The sequence below is a fragment of the Enterococcus sp. LJL90 genome (genome assembly GCF_056924355.1).
The window spans coordinates 382,730-401,938 of the sequence record NZ_JBXPBQ010000002.1 but is presented as its reverse complement, the minus strand read 5'-3'; the positions used below and the strand labels follow the sequence as shown (position 1 = coordinate 401,938).

Here is a 19,209-nt window from a genome sequence, read left to right as displayed (position 1 = left end):
CTAACTTCATTCCATGATTGTCGCTAGTCTTTTTTTTTGTTATGATAATGAAGGATTAATTTTAAAAGTTTAAGTTTATTTATCAAAATCAAAGGAGCGTTTTCCATGTCAAAAATTTTAGTTTTCGGTCACCAAAATCCAGATACAGATGCGATTGGCGCAGCGATTGCCTTTAGCAGCCTACAAAATGCTTTAGGTAAAGATACCGAAGCGGTCGCTTTAGATACACCAAACGAAGAAACTCAATTTGCTTTGGACTATTTTAATGTAGCAGCCCCCCGGGTTGTGGCGACAGTTGCCAATGAAACTAAAAATGTTATGTTAGTCGACCATAACGAATTCCAACAAAGTGTTGCCGATATTGCCGAAGTTGAAATTCTTTCTGTTGTTGACCATCACCGGATTGCTAATTTTGAAACAGCTAATCCTTTGTATTATCGGGCAGAACCAGTTGGCTGCACGAGTACAATTGTCTATAAAATGTTTAAAGAAAACAATGCTGTTGTCACAAAAGAAGTAGCTGGCATGATGCTTTCAGCGATTGTTTCAGATACTTTATTGTTTAAATCACCAACATGTACTGATGAAGATGTGACAGCTGCCAAAGAATTAGCCGACATTGCCGATGTTGATTTAGACACATATGGCTTAGCTATGTTAAAGGCTGGTACGAATTTAGCGGATAAGTCAGCTGAAACACTTTTGGATTTGGATGCTAAGAGTTTTCCAATGGGAGACCAGACTATCCGTATTGCCCAAGTGAATACCGTCGACTTACAAGAGATGATTAACCGTCAAGGTGAGCTAGAGGCAGCGATGGCAGTTGAAATTGCTAAAAACAGCTATGACTTGTTTATCTTAATCATCACCAATATCTTAGACAGTGATTCAGAAATTTTAGTGATTGGCGATTACTTGGACAAGGTCGAACAAGCCTTTAACATCAAATTAGTCGACAATCGCGCCTTCTTAAAGGGCGTTGTTTCCCGTAAGAAACAAATCGTGCCGCAATTAACTGAACAATTTAATTAAGGAAATTTGGACTGTGCCAATAGCTGTGACCTTTTAATATTTCTCCTTTAGGCTGATGACTTTGCTTGCTGCCAAGTAATTACAAAACTTGTGCAGATGCGCTGTTTTAAAGCTTAAAGTTTGTGGAGAAATATTTGAGATAAGCAGCTAGGCACATTTTTTTTGAGGTGATGAGATGGAAATTCAGATTCAAACACAAAATAAAGACCTGCAAAAATTAGCAGCGGATCCATTATTAACACAACTCTTTGATTACCTTTGGGAAAATCGTACAGATGAGATTATTTTAAGACAGCTAAAGCAGCAGTTTTCTGAAGGTCGCTTTGAAAAAATGCTAGAGGCATCGGTGAAGGCCGGTTGGATTGAAAGAAAGGACCGGCGTTATCGCTTATTAGTTCCAGTTGTCAAAACAACTGAAAAATTGGAAGCAACACCAGAGCTCATATCTGCTGTTGAAGAATTAAAAAAACAATCCATTGAAGAGCAAGCAGCCTTCCTTTATTATTTCTATCAAGAGCAGCTGACTGAGGATTATTTATTTTTAAGCGAGACTAAACAAAATTTTTTTGAATTGAGACAGGCGGGAAACGATGGTAGCTTGCTTTATTTTCATCTGATTAAGCGTAATGATTATGAGCCTGATTTGGTGGATTATTTCAGTTTCAGTGGTAGTGGTCAAACTGTTCCGAAGGTTTTAAAACCCTTTGAAACGCTCCTTGGTGATGTGAATCCAGAATATTTCTTCAATCAAGTTGAGCACATCTTTGAAAAAGTTGCTAAGGGGAAGGGAGCTAAACTGCGTCCTAGTATTTTCTTACAGGCAGTGAGTCTAAGCGAATGGGTGACGACAGATTTCAGCGCCATCAAACTTATCAACTTACCTGAATTAGATGAACAACTTCGTAAAAATTTGAACAAAGTCTCAACTTTTTCATCATCTTCCCAAGAAAATTATGAGAAGCTACTGCTGCTAGATTTTTTTATGGAGAATTTATCAATAAAATCATTAAAATTTTATCAAGGTTAATCAAAGAAAACCCTTCAAAATAGTTTTATTAAAAGATAATGATAGCGACTAGGCTAATTTGTGAATTTTTTAAAAAGTATATTTTTTTCACTTGTTAAAATTGAGAGATAAGCTATAAATAAATAGCTTTTATATTTGAATTCACGAGTAGCCAACTTACTTTTTCACAAAAAATCTTATTTGAAGATTTTGACACAAAGTGCTAATCTGGTCTTTGTAAAATAACAATATTTATTTGAGGGGAACTGATTTATATGAAAAAACAGCTTGGTTTAGGTATGGCAACACTTGCAACATTATTACTATTAGGGGCTTGTGGTAGCGATAATTCAACAGCTTCTAGCAGTTCTAGTTCTACGGAATCTTCTTCAATGGCAGCAAGTACAACGGAAAGCTCGACTAATGCAACTACCGAAGCTTGGCAGGATGGCGAATACACTGCTGAAGCAAGTGAATATAGCAATGGCTACAAAGAATATGTAACAGTCACAATTGCTGATGGTAAAATTACAATGGTTGATTTTGACGCTAAGGACGAAAGCGGTAATTTGAAAACTGCCGATGAATCTTATAAAGAAAAAATGGAAGCTTCTAATGGGACTTACCCTGAAGAATATATGAAAACTTTAGAAGACGAATTGGTTAAAACACAATCGACAGCAAGTGTTGATGCAGTAACTGGAGCCACTCATTCTTCTGGAGACTTCAAAGTTTTAGCAGACGCCGCTTTAGCAAATGCGGCAAAAGGCGACACTGAAACGGCTGTTGTAACGTTAGCTGCAGAATAAAACATGGGTTATCCCGCTGTTTTTGGATAGTTTGACTGTGTTAGCGACTCAAAAACAACATTCCATTTTAAGTTGCTACTTGCAAAAACAAGTGCTGGAAAAGGTAGCTATCTGACAAATTAACAGATTTTATTGTGACAATTAATGGATATAAAAAAGACTAGAATGATGAAGCGACTCTTAAAAGTTAGAGGGAAAATCTAACTTTTTAAGGGCAATTCAAACTAGTCTTTTTTATTTTTCTCTTTCCGAATAAAAATCATTTTAAAAAATCTTGAAGCCGTTAATTGAAAGGAATAGCGCTAGAATAATCGCAATTGTTATGTTAAAATTAAAAGGACATAAGAAAAAATGGTGGTTATAACTATGGAAGAAAAAATCGAAGTCAAACGCAGACACGCTAGATTCCCCGCCTATGATGATGAGACTGGGGTAAAAATATATCGAGAAAAACGTGATATTTTTGGTGGAGGAGAGTCACTGATTACGGCGCCTCCCCATGAAAATCGCCGCTATGAAAATCAAGTTAGGGCTGATGTGGTTCCGCCACTGCGCACCGAGTCGACTGTTCGTTTTGATGAACCGGTTAAATCCAGTGAAGAACGGACCTATCGCCGGCATACTAAAGGGATTAGCGAGCGGGCAGGGTTGTCCATTGAACAGCAAAAGGAAATTGAAAAGCATCGGGCAAACTTGCCGGACTATTCAAAACCCCAGTATCCAGAAAAAACGCGGACTGGTAAAACCAATATATTTGGCAATCGGGGACCTGGTCGGGCTAGCTATGTAGTTCGCAGAACCCATAGCGATCCTTATGATGCCTCAGTGCAAATGCACAAGGATTACAATTTTAAGTCGAGTGAACCAACTTTTGAGCCGACCTATGTACCAGCTTCGGTTATTCCTGATAAAGTCGAAAATGAATTTACGAATGATGAGCTTTTGAAGGCCATGAAAAAAGATAGCCAATCGTTTTTAGTTTTTGACAATGAACCAGCTGCCTATCAAGTTAAAGATACGGAAGAAGAACCCACTGTACGTCGTTTTGGCAACAGCGAAGAGCCCACCGCCATGACCCGCAGCGAATATAAAAAAATTGGCAAAAAGCGCAATAATGGTGAAAAAAATAAAAGCAAGTCAATCTTGGAACGTTCATTAAGCGGCCTGATTGAAGACGATACAAAGGAAGCTGATCATCATAGCTATTTCCCGGAAAATTGATAGATAAAGAAATTCTCTGATAATAAGTGTATTTCGTCTTAAAAAGTAATTGAATTTAAGCAACAATTTAAATTGAAGCACATAAAAAACTTTCTCAATCATTGGGAAAGTTTTTTTATGTGGTTATTTTCAAAAAATTCTTAACAGGATAATTGGTTGTTGAACCAAAAAAATCAGTAATCTTTTTAAAATCTACTGGTCATCTTTATTTTTTAAGTAGAGAGCATAGAGGTTGTGGACCCATTCCATTGCAATGCTGATAATCACACCCAACATAAGTCCTAAGGGGAAATTACTGGTGGCTAGGGCAATCAGCAAACCAGTTAGCATTCCTAATAAACTATAAAAGCCATCTTGTTTATCTTCTTGAGGTTCTTCCGGTTGCTCTTTCATTTTCTAGCTCCCCTAAATAAAAGAAAAAAGCTGCTGACAATTGCCAACAACTTTACAAATGCAGAAGACGGGATTTGAACCCGCACGAGCGTGTGCTCACTACCCCCTCAAGATAGCGTGTCTGCCGTTCCACCACTTCTGCGAATTTACTGGCAATCAATTTAAAATAAATTCATCACTTTTTATATAGTAAATTTTTGCAGCTCATCTGTCAAACTATTTTTGAAAAAAAGCCCAAAAAGGCTTGACATATGAATAGCGATTCATTTATTATATACATGAAGATAAATTCATGTAAAGGGTTTAAGGAGGTTAGTCAGATGGAAAAAACATATGAGTTGAAAAATTTAGACTGTGGCAATTGCGCTGCAAAAATTGAAACAGCGGTCAAAAAAATTGATGGCGTTCAAGCGGCAACGGTTAATTTTGTACAAACGAAGATGGCAATTACTTGTCCAGCCGAAGATTTTGCCAAGGTTGAAAAACAAGCGCAAACGATTATTCATGAACTAGAACCAGATGTAGAGATGATTGATTTAAGTCAGCAGTCTGAAGGGCATCAACATGACGATAGTCATTTGAAAAAGGATATCTGGCGGGTAGCTCTTTCGTTTGTTGCATTAATTATTTTAAGTCTCGCTAATTTAAATGATCTGCCAAGATTGATTGGTTTCTTACTTTTATATGGATTCATTGGTGGCGATGTTGTGTTGACGGCTGCCCGCAATATTATCAAGGGGCAAGTGTTTGATGAACATTTCTTAATGGCGGTTGCAACGATTGGCGCAATGCTAATTGGTGAATATCCAGAAGCTGTTGCGGTAATGCTTTTTTATCAAGTTGGCGAGTTGTTTCAAAGTGTAGCCGTCGGAAAATCCCGCAAATCGATTAAGGGCTTGTTGGCAATTCGTCCGGATTATGCCAATCTTATGACGGCGACTGGTGAACAGCAGGTCGCGCCGCAAGAAGTTGCAGTCGGTGCAGAAATTATTGTTAAACCAGGAGAAAGAGTTCCTTTGGATGGTGTCATTTCCAATGGTGAAACAATGGTGGATACCTCGGCTTTGACGGGAGAAGCCGTGCCACGAAAATTAGTAGTCGGTGATCAAATTCTAAGCGGCTTTGTGAATCAAACGGGTGTCATTCAGATTACAGTTGAAAAAAATGCAGCGGATTCAACCGTCAGCAGAATTTTAGATTTAGTTGAAAATGCCAGCAGTAAAAAAGCGCCGGCTGAAAATTTTATTACGAAGTTTTCCCGCATCTACACACCCGTTGTGGTTATCTTAGCGCTTTTGTTAGCGGTAGTGCCGCCGCTATTGTTTCAACAAGCTTGGTCTGAATGGATTTACCGTGGATTGACCTTCTTGGTAATTTCTTGTCCCTGTGCATTAGTGGTCTCTGTACCGTTGACGTTTTTTGGTGGAATCGGTGGGGCCAGTAAAGCCGGCGTCTTAGTCAAAGGCAGTAATTATTTAGAACTGCTTTCACAAGTCGAAACAGTCGTTTTTGATAAAACGGGCACGTTAACCAAAGGTGTTTTTGAAGTCCAAGAGGTTGCGACTAGTCTACCTGAAAAAGATTTTCTAAGATTAGCAGCGAGTGTCGAAGCAAATTCTAATCATCCCATCGCCCTTTCGATTTTAAAGGCTTATGATGGTGAGTTGTTACCGGCTGAAGATATCCAAGAAATTTCTGGAGCAGGTGTGTTGGCTACTATCAATCAAAATAGAATCGCTGCCGGTAATCTACGGTTGATGGTGGAGTTAGGTATCTCAGTTCCAAAAGTTGCCACAGTTGGAACGATTATTTATCTTGCTGAAGATAATGAATATTTAGGTTATTTGATTATTGCTGATGAAGTAAAAGCGGATGCCCAAACAAGCATTCAACAATTACATCAAGCCGGCATCAAGCAAACAGTCATGTTGACCGGGGATAATCAAAAGGTCGGGACTGCGATTGCTGAAAAATTAGGCATCGATCAAGTCTATGGGGATTTGTTACCTGAAGGAAAAGTTGAAAAATTAGAAGAACTGATGGCAACCAATCAAAAGATTGCCTTTGTCGGCGATGGCATGAATGATGCACCAGTGTTGGCTCGTGCTGATCTAGGCATTGCGATGGGTGGTTTAGGCAGTGATGCGGCGATTGAAGCCGCTGATGTCGTGATTATGAATGATGCACCTTCACTAATACCAAAAGCGATTGCGATTTCTAAAAAAACATTGCGGATTGTTAAACAAAATATTATTTTTTCAATTGGTATCAAAGTGTTAGTCTTAGCTTTAGGAGCTGTTGGTTTTGCTTCAATGGGAGCTGCCGTCTTTGCCGATGTCGGCGTTACTCTGATAGCTGTTTTAAATGCAATGCGGGCTTTAAGAACAAAAAATTAGAAAATAACCTTCAAATGGAAGTTTTCTTAATTTACAAGCAGAAAACTTGCTCATAATTAAACGCTGGCTTATCAAGGATAAGTCAGCGTTTTTTATTTTTTATGGCTAAAAAGTGACGATAAAATTAAAATTAAATGGTTACTTTGCAAGATTACTTCAAATGAAAATGAAGGGAAACTAAATTTATTGCCAGATACTTATTGAGAAGCTGTTTAAGTGGTCTATACTGCTGTAAAATTGTTCTGTACTTATTTGCATTTTTAAGGGGAGAGATACATGAATGATAAACAGCTGCGCTGGTTTTCGGTAGCATTTATTGCCTTTAACATGGTTTGGGGCATGGGAAATGTTGTCAATAACTATGCACAACAAGGAATATCAGTAGTCACATCATGGATATTGATTCTGGTATTGTATTTTGTTCCATATGCTTTAATTGTTGGCCAACTAGGCTCAGCTTTTAAAGACAGTGATGGCGGGGTCAGCTCTTGGGTGGAAAAAACATCTCACTCAAAACGGTTAGCCTATTACGCTGCCTGGACCTATTGGGTGGTGCACATCCCATATTTGGCACAAAAACCACAAGCGATTATGATTGCCCTCGGCTGGGCGATTAAAGGCGATGGCACGATGCTAGCCGGTATGTCGGTGGGGATGATTTCCTTAGCTTCACTAGTAATTTTCTTGGCGTTTTTATATTTGTCGACTAAAGGCTTATCGGTTTTAAAATTTATCGGTGGAATTGCTGGGACAGCAATGTTCGTCATGTCATTATTATTTATTTTATTAGCCGCCACCGCTCCATTTATCGGTGATTTTACAGTGGCAACACCTGAGATGACCAATGTCAAAACGTATATTCCAACTTTTGATTTAGGTTACTTCACAACAGTTTCCATGTTAGTCTTTGCTGTTGGCGGAGCCGAAAAAATTTCTCCATATGTTAACCAAACTAAAAATCCTGCCAAAGAGTTTCCAAAAGGCATGATTCTTTTAGCAGCAATGGTCGGAATCTGTGCGGTATTAGGCTCTGTGGCAATGGGAATGCTCTTCACTAGCTCAGCAATTCCTGAAGATTTGATGGCCAATGGTGCCTATGCAGCCTTTCAAATTTTAGGCGATCATTATCATCTAGGGAACGCCTTGATGTTTATCTATGCCTTAACTAACGGGATCGGCCAAATTGCCGCGCTGGCTTTTTCAATTGATGCACCATTGAAAATTTTATTAAACGATGCGGATCCAAAATTTGTTCCGGCTTGGTTAAGACAACGAACAAAAAAAGGTACATTAAAAAATGGTTACTTGCTAACAGGTATTTTAGTCAGCGTCATTATCATGCTGCCAATGATTGGTATTGGTGATTTTAATCATATCGTGTCTTGGCTAACTAATTTGAATTCGGTTGTCATGCCGATGCGTTATATGTGGGTCTTCTTAGCCTATATGTTGTTAAACAAAGCCTACAAAGAATTTAATTCGGAATATAAATTTGTTAAAAATCCTAAAGTTGGTTTTATCTTTGGCGCTTGGTGTTTTGCTTTTACAGCCTTCGCCTGTATTTTAGGGATGATTCCTAAAATCGATTATGCTGTCGACCCGCAAGGATGGATTTTCCAATTGGGAACCAACATTGTCACACCACTAGTTTTAATCGCGTTAGGTATGCTGCTACCATTTATTGCCCGTCGTGGTAAAAATAAAGAATTAGCCGAATAATCTATTTCAATAAAAAAGTCTGGGAAACCTGATTTTTTTTATTGACTTTTATTGATTACAGTTGTAAACTAAAAATATCTTAAGATTACTATTGTAAACAGAGGAGGTGCGAGATGCCCGTTTTAGATCAAGTCAATCAACAAATAAAAATCAGTGACTCTGAATGGGAAGTCATGCGGGTTATTTGGACATTAGGCCAAGCCAATGCTCAAGAAATTATCGGTGTACTAGGGGATTCTAAGGACTGGAAGCCGGCAACAATCAAAACCCTTTTGGGGCGATTAGTTAAAAAAGAAGTCGTCTGGACAGAGCAGGTTGGCAAGAAATTTATTTACCATCCAGCTGTCAGCGAATCAGCGACTGTCAGAAGTGCAACCGAAAATCTGTTTTCCCATATTTGCGCCAAACGAATTGGCCAAACCTTATCCGAGTTAGTCGATCAAGCGGAGTTAACCCAAGCAGATATCGATCAACTAAAAGAATTATTGGAACAAAAAGTTGCCAAGGAGACGATTGCCTGCAATTGTATTCCGGGACAATGTGAATGCTCCCATCATTCAGCTTAAAAACAAAAAATGGAGGAATTATTATGAAAAAAGAATTTGCAATTAAAGGAATGACCTGCAAGCATTGTGTAGCTCGTGTGGAAGAAGGAATCAATAGCCTGCCGGGAATTGAAAAAGTCAAAATTAATCTGAAAAAAGAAAACGGGGTTGTTAAGTTTGACGAAAGTCAAGTGAGCCCGCAAGCCATTGCCGATAAAGTGACAGAAGTCGGGTATGCAACTGAGGTCTTATAATGAGCAGCCAGACAGAAACTTTTGTCATCACAGGGATGACCTGTGCCAATTGTTCGGCAAGAGTTGAAAAGGAATTAAATAGTACGCCGGGGGTCACAACAGCGACAGTTAATTTAGCAACTGAAAAAGCGACGGTCCAATTCGCGGAGGAATTAAGTACCGAGCAGATTATTGGGACAGTCGAAAATATCGGCTATGGGGCAATTTTATACGACGATGCCCACAAGCAGCAAATTGCGGCTGAGAAAAAAGCTTATGTCGCAAAAATGAAACGGGATTTAATTGTCAGTGCTATCTTGACTGCTCCTTTAATGATTTCGATGATTTTGATGATTTTAGGCAATCACAGCGGAATCGTTATGTTTTTCCATCGACCAATTGTTCAGCTGGTCTTGGCAACCCCCGCTCAATTTTGGATAGGGGCCCGCTTTTATAAAGGGGCCTATCACGCTATAAAGACGCTCGCACCAAATATGGACGTGTTGGTGGCGATGGGGACGACTGCAGCCTATCTGCTAAGTATTTATAATGGTTTTTTCAGCGATAATCACACGGAGCTGTATTTTGAAAGCAGTGCAATGATTATCACCTTGATTCTTTTAGGTAAATATTTAGAACAAGCGGCTAAAAATAAAACCGGCAATGCAATCAAGCAATTGATGGCGTTACAAGCTAGAGAAGCGACTGTTTTAATAAATGGACAGCAGGTCAAACTACCGATTGAACAAGTCAAAACCGCTGATTTAGTTTTAGTAAAACCCGGCGAACAAATTCCAGTTGACGGCATTTTGGTGGCAGGACAATCTGCTATTGACGAAAGCATGCTAACTGGCGAGAGCCTGCCGGTTGAAAAGCAAGTTTCTGACAATGTTTTTGGCGGGACTGTCAACACTAATGGTAGCTTGACGGTAAAAGCGACAAAAGTCGGCGAAGGCTCAGTTCTTTCGCAAATTATTCGAATGGTAGAGGAAGCGCAGGGGAGTAAAGCACCCATTCAAAAAATTGCCGACCGCATATCTAGCATTTTCGTTCCAGTTGTTTTAGGAATTGCGTTACTGACACTTTTAGTTACCGGCTTTGTAGTTGATTGGCAGACAGCCTTAATTCATGCGGTCTCTGTTTTAGTCATTGCTTGTCCGTGTGCTTTAGGACTGGCGACGCCAACTGCTATTATGGTGGGAACTGGTTTAGGGGCTAAGCAAGGAATTTTGATTAAGGGCGGTCAAGCATTGGAAGGCGCTGCTCATTTGTCCAGTATTGTTTTAGATAAAACGGGAACGATTACAGAAGGCAAACCGGTTGTTACTGATACTGTTGGCGGCCAAGTGGAGTTAGAAATCTTTGCAGCAATGGAGAAACAATCAGAACATCCATTGGCAAAAGCGATTGTTAATTTTGCTGACGAAAAAAACTTTTCGCAAGATTTTTCCGTGGAAAACTTTACCAGTTTACCTGGACAAGGCATCAGCGGAACAATCAACGGGGAAACGTATTTTGCTGGAACTGTCCGCCTATTAGATTCTTTAGGCATTCAATTAACTCAAGCATTTAATCAATATCAAGAACTAGAAAGCATGGGTAAAACGGTGATGTTTCTCGCCAATCAAACAGAGGTGTTGGCAATGATTGCGGTTGCCGATCAAGTCAAAGCCTCCTCTAAAGAAGCTATTGCCTCATTGCAAAATCGAGGAATTAAAGTTTACATGATGACCGGCGACAATCGGGCTGCTGCTCAATATATCGGACAACAAGTTGGATTATCAGCAGAACAAATTTTTGCTGAAGTGCTGCCAGAAGATAAAGCCAGTTATGTCGGCGAGTTGCAAAAAAATGGTGATTTAGTTGGAATGGTTGGTGACGGCATTAACGATGCGCCTGCGCTGGCCTTAGCTGATATTGGAGTCGCCATGGGAACAGGCTCAGATATCGCCATGGAGACGGCTGATGTTACCATTATGAATGGTGATTTGAAATCCCTCAGTAAGATGGTGAAATTATCGCAATTAACCCTGCGGAAGATAAAACAAAATCTATTTTGGGCTTTTATTTATAATACGATTGGCATTCCCTTTGCCGCTTTTGGAATTTTGAATCCGATTATTGCGGGGGGCGCAATGGCCTTTAGTTCAGTCAGTGTCTTGTTAAATTCCTTGAGTTTAAATCGCAGCAAATTATAAAAAAAATGAAAGTTAGCTCTTTGTGGCGAAACAAATAGTTTACGATAAAATTACTATCAAAGATTTTTTCAAAAATATCTTTTGAGATAGAAGTAATAGTTATCCGTAAAATGACTAAGCCTTTAAGCAGATAGTCAATTTGTTTAACAATCAGCTAGCTTTCTTTTGTTTTGAGAAAAAAGACTTTAAAAAGTTTTTTTAAGTCAAAAAACTCTGCCAGTCACGGATTCTTATGCTATAATTGGCTAAGATAATTTTGAGAGGGGTTCGTGGGTTTTATGGAGTTAAAGAAATTAGAAGTTCCCACATCTTCCATCACTGAAGTGAAACGGTCACCGATGGAGGTTTTTGAGCAAGCCCGTAAAGAAGGTACAGGGGTGTATATATTTAACCGGGAAAAAGTTGCTGGCGTAATGGTCACCAAAGACCAGTATGAAAAATTAGTCGAAGAGTTGGAGGCTTTGAAGGCCGAAAAGACAACTATTAGCAAGCAGCAATTATTAGAAGAATTGCAGGAAGCGGTCAAGGATTCTTTAGTAAAGGAAACTAAAATCGGCTTTGAAAATATGGACAATATTTTAGTAGGCTATGGTTTTATTAGCCGTCGAGATGTTGACCAAAGTTTAACGGAAATGATTCAAGAGCTTTCAGAGACCGGTAAAATTATTTATCGTTCTTGGAAATGGCCCAATCTAACATTAGAAATTGTTGGCGAGCTCGATCCTGATGCGCAACAAATTGAAAAGATTATTATCAAGAAATTGTATTTTCTCGGCGTGGAATAAAGTCAGTATGCTTTAATCAAGTTCCACCTCAAAAAAAATTAAACTCTTATGCAGCTATCTAACAGAAGCGGCATAAGAGTTTTTTTATAGATTCTATGGTGAAACAAAATTTCAATTAACTATTTGACGAAAGTAATTGTTGAATAATTTGAATGACACGGTTCATTTCTGAAGGAGTCCCAATTGAGATGCGTAAATAATCTTTTAAACGTTCCTGTTTGAAATAGCGAACAAAAACATGTTGAGCCTTGAGTTCATTAAAAAGTTTTTCTGCAGAAATTTTAGTTGGCTTGGCAAAGACAAAATTTGCCAAAGAGGGGAGCACTTCGAAACCTAACGCTAAAAGGTCTTTTGAAAAAGCTTCCCGGGTTAAGCTAATTTCCTTTTGTAGTTTTTGATAATACTCACCATCCTCAATGGCAGCTGTCGCCAAAGTCTCTGCCAAGCTATCGACAGAATACGGGTTAAAGGATGATTTGACTCCTTCCAAGACCTGAATTAAAGCCCGTTGGGCCACGGCATAGCCGATACGGAGACCTGCCAAAGAGAATCCTTTAGATAAAGTGTGCACGACAACTAGATTAGGATAGTTGTCAATCAGCGGCATTACGGAAGTGCCGCCAAAATCAATATAAGCCTCGTCGACTACGACAACTGACTCGGTATTCGCTTGTAAAAATTTTTCGATTTCAGCTACAGTAAGATAGTCACCCGTTGGGGCATTAGGATTTGTCAAAATGACTCCACCATTGTCTGTTGCATAGTCGGCTAAATTGATTTTAAAATTGTCTTGTAATGGAATTAACTGAATCGGGACTTTGAAAAGGTCCCCCCAGACAGGATAAAAGCCGTAGGTGATGTCCGGAAAGAGTATCGGATACTCGCTATTAAAAAAAGCCAAAAAGCAAAAGGCTAGAACTTCATCAGAACCGTTTCCGATAATAAAATTTTCTGGAGCAAGCTGAAATTTTTCGGCTAAGGCCTGCTTTAGTGGTCGTTGGTCCAGTGAAGAGTAACGTTTTAATTGATCATAATCAAAATCTTGTAAAGCTTTTTTGACCTTTGGCGATGGTGGGTAGGGATTTTCATTGGTGTTGAGTTTAATCATATCCGTGAAATTAGGCTGTTCGCCAGCTGTGTAAGGCTCAGTTTTTCGAATACCGCGCATAAGGAGACCTCCATGTTTTTGTCTATTATGACCCATAAGCGGGACTTTTCGCAAGAATAAAATGAGTGTTTGAAAAGAAAAGTAGAAATTTCCCCAATTGAAATTTCATATTGCTGGAAATGTGGTACAATAAACTGAAAATTTAAGCAGCAAAAAGGTAGGCTAAATGATGAACAACTTAACACAGCGTTTTAATCCGCAGGTCGATAAAATCCAAGTGTCTTTGATTCGCCGTTTTGACGAGCAAGTTACGGATATCCCGAATATTTTAAAATTAACCTTGGGGGAACCGGATTTTAATACGCCAGAGCATGTCAAAGAGGCCGGCGCACAGGCTATTTCTGATAACTTTTCCCACTATACCGGTATGTCTGGTTTGATTGATGTCAGAACAGCGGCAGCAGCCTTTTTAAAGGGGAAATATGCTGTAGACTACAATCCACAAAATGAAGTCCTCGTGACGGTCGGTGCAACTGAAGCGATTTCTGCTAGCCTGCTGGCAATTTTGGAACCCGGCGATAAAGTGTTATTGCCGGCACCGATATATCCCGGCTATGAGCCAGTGATTACACTGGCGAATGCGGAACCGATTTATATTGATACGACGGAAAATGATTTTATTTTATCTCCGGCGATGATTGATCAAGCGATGGCGGTTCATGGTGAGCAGGTAAAGGCGATTATTTTAAATTATCCTAGTAATCCGACTGGCGTGACATACAATCGTGAAAAGGTTCAAGCGCTAGCTGAAACCTTGAAAAAATATGATATCTTTGTTATCAGTGACGAAATTTACAGCGAACTGACCTATGAAGGGCAGCATGTGTCAATTGCTGAATATTTAAGGGAACAAACCATTCTAATCAATGGCTTGTCAAAATCCCATGCAATGACCGGTTGGCGCATTGGTTTTATCTTTGCCCCGCAGGAGCTGACCGCTGAATTGATGAAAGTCCATCAATATTTAGTGACAGCGGCTTCGACAATTTCGCAAAAGGCTGCCGTGCAAGCCTTGATTGAGGGAATCAATGATGCTCAGGAAATGAAAACTGAATATATCAAACGGCGGGATTTTTTAATTAGCCAAATGAGGCCATTAGGTTTTGAGATTGCCCATCCCAACGGTGCTTTTTACATTTTTGCCAAAATACCTGCGGGCCAAATTCAAGATTCTATGAAATTTTGTTTGGATTTAGCGGAAAAAGTTGGATTGGCAATTATCCCGGGCATCGCTTTCGGTCCAGAGGCAGAAGGCTATGTCAGAATCAGTTACGCTGCATCAATGGAAAATTTAACAGATGCGATGGTCCGACTAACTACTTACATTCAAAATGAGGTATAATTATCTTTATAAAAGAATGTTTTTTTGAAATCACGCAGCAGGAGGGCGCTTGAATGTTAAGAAAAGAGCTGAAGGAACTAGCACAACGTTCCTTAAAGGGAAAATATGGTAAATGGAGTGTTTTTATTATCATTCCCTTTGCAATTATGGCAATCACTTTCTTTTTTTCCTTTATATTTTTGGGAATCGCTAGTATCTTAAGTTATACAGATGATTATTCCAGCGGCTATGAGGATAGTTATTACGAAGAAGATTACGACAGCGATTTTTGGGATGACTATTGGGATGATGATTATTACACCTATGAAGAATCTTCTTATACACCGGCATATAATTACGGCTATGCCTTAGGTTATCAAGCCGGTTATTTGCAGGGCTGGCAGGACCAAGAAGATGGCACCGAGTATTGGGGCACCTTATCTTCTGACCAAGCAATTTTGGCCAATATCGAAGGTCGACCTGTGCAATATTTAGGTTCGGATGATTTCAATGAAGGTACTTTAGATGCCTATTATTATAGCTATGATGAAGCGTGGGAAGATTATCTAGGTTATTCACTAGAGGGCAATAGCTATCAATTGCCAAATTCAGCACCGGCCTTGAATCAAGTGTCGCCGATGAATAATGGTTTTGAACCGTATTTCCCAGAATCCGGCTATACGGAAATGCCACGCCGCAGCAACCCATTTTTATCATTTCTCATCAGCTTCATCTTTATTGCTTTTATCATTGCTGTAGCACTCGTCTATAACTGTGTCTATGTTCCGCTATTACGCTGGACGGGGATCGATACCATTGATGGAGAAAACTTTAATTTTAAAGATAGCCTCAAGAAAATCCGCAAACAATTTGGAGTTGTTCTTTGGTCAAATGTTAAAATTGCCATCTTTACTACCTTATGGAGCTTTTTGTTTGTTATTCCTGGGCTGGTTAAAACGGCCAGCTACAGTATGACTAACTATCTTTTGAAACGGGAACCGGATTTAAATTCCTCTAAGGCAATTGCTCTTAGTGAAGAATTAATGCGGGGCTATAAGATTGAATATTTAATTTTCAATCTATCCTTCTTCTGGTGGTTTTTAGCGCAAGCCTACAGCTTAGGCTTTGCAAGTTTTTATGTAATGCCTTATTACTACACGTCTGAAGCAGCTTTCTTCGATGAAATTTATTTCGAAAAAAGAAGGTATACTAATAGTGAGCTAGCTGCAAAGCCAGTTTATCAGCCAGTTCCTAAGACTGATAGCAACTCAAATGAATCAGTAAACCAATCAAACGATTCAGTAGTCACAGAAGTTTCAAAAACCCCAGAAGCTCCAAAGGCACATGTTATTGAAGAAACGGTTGTCGAAACCCAAGAAGAATCTGAGCCAACAGGAATTTTTGAAAGACCTTCTTATTCCTTTAGCCAGTCAGCTGCTGAAAAGAAAGAGTTGACTGAGGAAACAACGCAAAACTCAGATACTATTGAGACAAAAGAAGTTTCTGATACAGAGGAAGTTCAAAGTCAATCAGAAACTGCAGAGCAAGCGACAACAGCCGCCACTGATTTGACAGAGGCAACTACAGCTGAAGATTCTGCAACAGAAGAAACTAAAGCAGCGGATTCTGATTCCGCTGAAAAGAAATCGCCATTTGAATAAAAGCTTACTCTCATCAAAGCTTGTTTGAAAATGTGTCAGGCTTAGACCCTCAATCAGCTATTGATGAGGGTCTTTTTTTAAAATAAGTTTGTTTTTTAGAATTTTAATTGCAAAATTTTTGTGTTCGAGGTAATTTAATCTTATTAAAGAAAATTTTAAAACTGTAAAAATAAAAGATTCAGAGAGGGATGCCTTATGCGTAATTTTGATAAATCACAAAAACTAGAGCATGTCAGCTATGATGTGCGGGGACCGGTTTTAGACGAAGCCGATCGAATGAAGGAAGAAGGCATCAGCGTTTTAAAATTAAATACTGGGAATCCAGCACCCTTTGGCTTTGATGCGCCAAATGAAATTGTGCGGGACCTTATTTTGAATGTTAGAGAGTCAGAAGGTTATTCTGATTCAAAAGGGATCTTTTCTGCGCGAAAAGCGATTGAACAATATTATCAATTACTAAAATTTCCCAATGTTACGATTAATGATATTTACACTGGTAATGGTGTCAGCGAATTAATTACAATGTCGATGCAGGGCTTATTAGACACTGGCGATGAAGTATTGGTGCCGATGCCGGATTATCCTTTGTGGACGGCGTCTGTTTCTTTAGCAGGAGGCACACCGGTTCATTATATTTGTGATGAAGAGGCAGAGTGGTTTCCTGATTTAGCCGATATTCGCAAAAAAGTTTCCAGCAATACGAAAGCCATCGTGATTATCAATCCTAATAATCCAACCGGAGCTGTTTATCCAAAAGAAATTTTAGAGGGCATTGTTGAAATTGCCCGGGAAAACGAATTAATCATTTATTCTGATGAAATTTATGACCGGATGATTATGGACGGCTTTAAACACATTCCGATTGCAACTCTGGCGCCTGATTTATTTGTGGTGACCTTTAGCGGTTTATCTAAGTCTCATCGGGTAGCCGGCTTTAGAGTGGGCTGGATGGTCTTGAGTGGCAACAAAAAAAATGTGCAGGGCTATATTGAGGGGCTAAACATGCTGTCGTCAATGCGGCTCTGTTCGAATGTCTTATCTCAACAAATTATTCAAACGGCTCTCGGGGGCTATCAGAGTGCCGATGAGCTATTGTTGCCGGGTGGCCGGATTTATGAGCAGCGGGAATACGTGTATAATGCGATTCAAAGCATTCCCGGTCTTTCTGCAGTCAAACCCAAGGCAGCCTTTTATATTTTTCCTAAAATTGATACAGCCCGCTTTAACATTGTCGATGACGAACAATTTATTTTGGACTTTTTGCATAAACACCATATTTTGATGGTCCACGGGGGTGGCTTTAATTGGCAGACACCAGATCATTTTAGAATTGTATATCTACCTCGCATGGAGGATTTAAAATTGACGATGGATAAGATGGCGGAATTTTTAAGTAGCTACAAACAAAAACATCGTTAAGTAAAGAAAAGACCATAACAGCGAGTCGGCTGTCAGAATTTCCCTTGAGGTTGTCTGTTATGATGCATCACAGACAACCAGAGGGACTCCTTCAGCTCGACAAGTGTTATGGCCTTTTTGGATTTTGAAAATGTTAAAAGCTACACGGCTTTATCCGCAATTAGCTCGCAATTCTTTTTTGAAACAATCATGCGATTGGTATACTTCTCTACCATATCTGCGGATGGATCGTTTACATGGACTAAATAAGAATTTTCATACTCCTTTTCAATGTAGCCGCAATGTTTTGCTTTCTCCAAGTTAAATGTTACTTTTTGACCGTATGTTTCAGACATCTTAACCACCTCAACCTTAAAAAAATAATATGACTATTCATTTACCTTGACATTATTATGATATAAAGTATTATGATAACAAAATGCGAATTCGCATAATTTTTAAAAGGGGGAAATTTTGTGGAAAAATCTTTAGGGCAAGTCCTGAAAAAAATTAGAAAAGAACGCAATATGACCCAAAAAATGCTTTGTGAAAATATTTGTTCCCAAAGTGTCCTCAGTCGGATTGAAGGGGATATTGAACTGCCGAATGTCCTCGTAGTTCAGCAATTGTGTGACCGCTTAGGGGTTTCTATCGATCAAGTTGTCAATCACAATGTCTTTGAGAAAACCGACAATGTGATTCTTTTTGAACAATTTGCTGACTTGTATCGTCACAATCGCTTTCAAGAATTATCTATTAAAATTTCCTCATCAAACATCATCGATTCTTTATTTAGTGAAAAAGAATTCTTACTTTTTTACTATTATATGGGAAGTTGCGAATATTATTTACATCGCAATTTAGAAAAATCCCTCAAATATTTGAAAACTGGCTTAAATTACATTGGAAATGTAAGTCACTTGAGTGCAAAAGACGAAGATGTGCAGCTGATTAGCTGCACAGGGAAAGTTTATGCTGAAATGGGCAAGAGCGATAAAGCCGAATATTATATGAGTAGAAGTGTCGAATTGTTCGCTGATATCCCCAGCGAGCGAGCAGCGGCGGAATCCATTAAAATCTTCTTTAATTACGCGAGTTTTTTGCAAAAACAAGGCTATTATGAGACCTCGATGGAAATGATTGATAAGGGCTTAGATTTGGCCCATAAAAAAAATAGTTATTATTTTGTCGATCAGTTATTTGAATTGAAGCGGGATTATTATTCTTTCCAAGGAAATACTGGTAAGGCTGATAAATACCATAAGTTGTCCTTGCAGCTAAAAAAAATTGTCACCGCGACGTAAATGGTGTAGACCTTTTGTTG

At 39.0% G+C, this 19,209-nt stretch carries 17 protein-coding genes and 1 tRNA gene; 14 read left to right on the top strand and 4 right to left on the bottom strand.

What is annotated here, in order from left to right; all coding sequences use genetic code 11:
• The first annotated feature begins 105 nt into the window (after positions 1-105).
• The 4 genes from AC1Z3S_RS06790 (at position 106) to AC1Z3S_RS06775 (ending at position 4,068) form a co-directional block, all read left to right on the top strand.
• Complete coding sequence (locus AC1Z3S_RS06790) at positions 106-1,032, top strand: manganese-dependent inorganic pyrophosphatase (protein WP_461739718.1); 927 nt, start codon at positions 106-108, stop codon at positions 1,030-1,032.
• Positions 1,033-1,207: 175 nt separating this feature from the next.
• Positions 1,208-2,059 carry a DUF1803 domain-containing protein gene (locus tag AC1Z3S_RS06785; protein WP_461739717.1) on the top strand — a complete coding sequence of 284 codons (852 nt, stop codon included), beginning with the start codon at positions 1,208-1,210 and terminating at the stop codon, positions 2,057-2,059.
• 254 nt (positions 2,060-2,313) lie between these two features.
• Positions 2,314-2,847 carry an FMN-binding protein gene (locus tag AC1Z3S_RS06780; RefSeq protein WP_461739716.1) on the top strand — a complete coding sequence of 178 codons (534 nt, stop codon included), beginning with the start codon at positions 2,314-2,316 and terminating at the stop codon, positions 2,845-2,847.
• Positions 2,848-3,213: 366 nt separating this feature from the next.
• Entirely contained in the window at positions 3,214-4,068 is an 855-nt protein-coding gene (locus AC1Z3S_RS06775) for a CTH1 family zinc finger protein (protein ID WP_461739715.1), read from the top strand.
• 192 nt (positions 4,069-4,260) lie between these two features.
• On the opposite strand, the gene AC1Z3S_RS06770 is transcribed toward AC1Z3S_RS06775, so the two are convergent.
• Together AC1Z3S_RS06770 and AC1Z3S_RS06765 are read right to left on the bottom strand one after the other, a co-directional pair.
• Positions 4,261-4,461 (bottom strand): hypothetical protein, encoded by a 201-nt coding sequence (locus AC1Z3S_RS06770; protein WP_461739714.1) that lies wholly within the window; start codon positions 4,459-4,461, stop codon positions 4,261-4,263.
• 59 nt (positions 4,462-4,520) lie between these two features.
• Positions 4,521-4,603 (bottom strand) — tRNA-Leu (locus AC1Z3S_RS06765).
• A gap of 178 nt (positions 4,604-4,781) precedes the next feature.
• On the opposite strand from AC1Z3S_RS06765, the gene AC1Z3S_RS06760 reads away from it, so the two are divergent.
• From AC1Z3S_RS06760 to AC1Z3S_RS06735, 6 genes are all read left to right on the top strand, one after another.
• Entirely contained in the window at positions 4,782-6,857 is a 2,076-nt protein-coding gene (locus AC1Z3S_RS06760) for a heavy metal translocating P-type ATPase (RefSeq protein ID WP_461739713.1), read from the top strand.
• A gap of 276 nt (positions 6,858-7,133) precedes the next feature.
• Positions 7,134-8,576: an APC family permease gene (locus tag AC1Z3S_RS06755; protein ID WP_461739712.1), complete on the top strand. Its 1,443-nt coding sequence runs from the start codon at positions 7,134-7,136 to the stop codon at positions 8,574-8,576.
• A gap of 113 nt (positions 8,577-8,689) precedes the next feature.
• A complete protein-coding gene (locus AC1Z3S_RS06750) occupies positions 8,690-9,142 on the top strand; it encodes a CopY/TcrY family copper transport repressor (RefSeq protein WP_461739711.1) in 453 nt (150 codons plus the stop codon).
• Positions 9,143-9,165: 23 nt separating this feature from the next.
• Positions 9,166-9,375: a copper chaperone CopZ gene (copZ, locus tag AC1Z3S_RS06745; RefSeq protein ID WP_265457095.1), complete on the top strand. Its 210-nt coding sequence runs from the start codon at positions 9,166-9,168 to the stop codon at positions 9,373-9,375.
• Positions 9,375-11,552: a heavy metal translocating P-type ATPase gene (locus tag AC1Z3S_RS06740; protein WP_461739710.1), complete on the top strand. Its 2,178-nt coding sequence runs from the start codon at positions 9,375-9,377 to the stop codon at positions 11,550-11,552. Before copZ ends, AC1Z3S_RS06740 begins: the two co-directional genes overlap by 1 nt.
• Before the next feature lie 278 nt (positions 11,553-11,830).
• Positions 11,831-12,337, top strand: coding sequence for a type II toxin-antitoxin system Phd/YefM family antitoxin (locus AC1Z3S_RS06735; RefSeq protein WP_461737574.1), 507 nt, complete (start codon positions 11,831-11,833; stop codon positions 12,335-12,337).
• A 115-nt stretch (positions 12,338-12,452) separates the two neighbouring features.
• On the opposite strand, the gene hisC is transcribed toward AC1Z3S_RS06735, so the two are convergent.
• The gene (gene hisC, locus AC1Z3S_RS06730; protein ID WP_461739709.1) at positions 12,453-13,505 is read right to left on the bottom strand and encodes a histidinol-phosphate transaminase; all 1,053 of its coding nucleotides are present in this window, start codon (positions 13,503-13,505) and stop codon (positions 12,453-12,455) included.
• A gap of 169 nt (positions 13,506-13,674) precedes the next feature.
• On the opposite strand from hisC, the gene AC1Z3S_RS06725 reads away from it, so the two are divergent.
• The 3 genes from AC1Z3S_RS06725 (at position 13,675) to AC1Z3S_RS06715 (ending at position 17,906) form a co-directional block, all read left to right on the top strand.
• Positions 13,675-14,847, top strand: coding sequence for a pyridoxal phosphate-dependent aminotransferase (locus AC1Z3S_RS06725; RefSeq protein ID WP_461739708.1), 1,173 nt, complete (start codon positions 13,675-13,677; stop codon positions 14,845-14,847).
• A 53-nt stretch (positions 14,848-14,900) separates the two neighbouring features.
• Positions 14,901-16,487: a DUF975 family protein gene (locus AC1Z3S_RS06720; RefSeq protein ID WP_461739707.1), complete on the top strand. Its 1,587-nt coding sequence runs from the start codon at positions 14,901-14,903 to the stop codon at positions 16,485-16,487.
• Between the two features lie 195 nt (positions 16,488-16,682).
• A complete protein-coding gene (locus AC1Z3S_RS06715; RefSeq protein WP_461737578.1) occupies positions 16,683-17,906 on the top strand; it encodes a pyridoxal phosphate-dependent aminotransferase in 1,224 nt (407 codons plus the stop codon).
• 140 nt (positions 17,907-18,046) lie between these two features.
• Here the strand turns inward: AC1Z3S_RS06715 and AC1Z3S_RS06710 are convergent, their stop codons facing one another.
• A complete protein-coding gene (locus tag AC1Z3S_RS06710; protein ID WP_265457107.1) occupies positions 18,047-18,241 on the bottom strand; it encodes a hypothetical protein in 195 nt (64 codons plus the stop codon).
• 120 nt (positions 18,242-18,361) lie between these two features.
• Here AC1Z3S_RS06710 and AC1Z3S_RS06705 point away from each other — a divergent pair, with 120 nt between their 5' ends.
• On the top strand, positions 18,362-19,189 hold the full coding sequence (locus AC1Z3S_RS06705) for a helix-turn-helix domain-containing protein (protein WP_461739706.1): 828 nt from the start codon (positions 18,362-18,364) through the stop codon (positions 19,187-19,189).
• The last annotated feature ends 20 nt before the right edge of the window (positions 19,190-19,209 follow it).

Coding starts and splice junctions, on each gene's coding strand:
- AC1Z3S_RS06775 (WP_461739715.1), top strand. CDS start 3,214: ATGGAAGAAAAAATCGAAGTCAAACGCAGACACGCTAGATTCCCCGCC.
- copZ (WP_265457095.1), top strand. CDS start 9,166: ATGAAAAAAGAATTTGCAATTAAAGGAATGACCTGCAAGCATTGTGTA.
- AC1Z3S_RS06725 (WP_461739708.1), top strand. CDS start 13,675: ATGAACAACTTAACACAGCGTTTTAATCCGCAGGTCGATAAAATCCAA.
- AC1Z3S_RS06735 (WP_461737574.1), top strand. CDS start 11,831: ATGGAGTTAAAGAAATTAGAAGTTCCCACATCTTCCATCACTGAAGTG.
- AC1Z3S_RS06720 (WP_461739707.1), top strand. CDS start 14,901: ATGTTAAGAAAAGAGCTGAAGGAACTAGCACAACGTTCCTTAAAGGGA.
- AC1Z3S_RS06760 (WP_461739713.1), top strand. CDS start 4,782: ATGGAAAAAACATATGAGTTGAAAAATTTAGACTGTGGCAATTGCGCT.
- AC1Z3S_RS06790 (WP_461739718.1), top strand. CDS start 106: ATGTCAAAAATTTTAGTTTTCGGTCACCAAAATCCAGATACAGATGCG.
- AC1Z3S_RS06780 (WP_461739716.1), top strand. CDS start 2,314: ATGAAAAAACAGCTTGGTTTAGGTATGGCAACACTTGCAACATTATTA.
- AC1Z3S_RS06715 (WP_461737578.1), top strand. CDS start 16,683: ATGCGTAATTTTGATAAATCACAAAAACTAGAGCATGTCAGCTATGAT.
- AC1Z3S_RS06740 (WP_461739710.1), top strand. CDS start 9,375: ATGAGCAGCCAGACAGAAACTTTTGTCATCACAGGGATGACCTGTGCC.
- AC1Z3S_RS06770 (WP_461739714.1), bottom strand. CDS start 4,461: ATGAAAGAGCAACCGGAAGAACCTCAAGAAGATAAACAAGATGGCTTT.
- AC1Z3S_RS06750 (WP_461739711.1), top strand. CDS start 8,690: ATGCCCGTTTTAGATCAAGTCAATCAACAAATAAAAATCAGTGACTCT.
- AC1Z3S_RS06710 (WP_265457107.1), bottom strand. CDS start 18,241: ATGTCTGAAACATACGGTCAAAAAGTAACATTTAACTTGGAGAAAGCA.
- hisC (WP_461739709.1), bottom strand. CDS start 13,505: ATGCGCGGTATTCGAAAAACTGAGCCTTACACAGCTGGCGAACAGCCT.
- AC1Z3S_RS06755 (WP_461739712.1), top strand. CDS start 7,134: ATGAATGATAAACAGCTGCGCTGGTTTTCGGTAGCATTTATTGCCTTT.
- AC1Z3S_RS06785 (WP_461739717.1), top strand. CDS start 1,208: ATGGAAATTCAGATTCAAACACAAAATAAAGACCTGCAAAAATTAGCA.